The organism is Sphingobium sp. SG1, from assembly GCF_057063145.1.
In genome coordinates this window covers 1-272 of sequence record NZ_JBVVOJ010000084.1, presented here as the reverse complement: position 1 = coordinate 272, position 272 = coordinate 1, and the positions used below count along the sequence as shown (strand labels likewise).

Here is a 272-nt window from a genome sequence, read left to right as displayed (position 1 = left end):
AGAGGTAGAGGCAACCGATCATCAGGCCGCAGACCAGCGGCAGCAGGATGACGAGCTTCAGGATATAGGACCAGAGCATCGGCGGGGCCTTCAGCGCGCGGCGGCGGTTTTGTCGGGCGAGACGAGTTCGGTCATGCGCACGCCGAAGCGGTCGCCGACCGTCACCACCTCGCCGCGGCCGATCAGCGTGCCGTTGACGAAGACGTCGAGCAGCTCGTTCGCCTGGCGATCGAGTTCGATGACGCTCGATTCGCCGAGCGCGAGTAGCTCGC

Annotated in this window: 1 protein-coding gene; it reads right to left on the bottom strand. The window is 65.8% G+C overall.

What is annotated here, in order from left to right; translation table 11 throughout:
- Positions 1–90 precede the first annotated feature (90 nt).
- Positions 91–272 (bottom strand): FliM/FliN family flagellar motor switch protein (locus tag AC0KVN_RS27650; protein WP_483656847.1); only part of this gene is annotated, 182 nt, incomplete at its 5' end.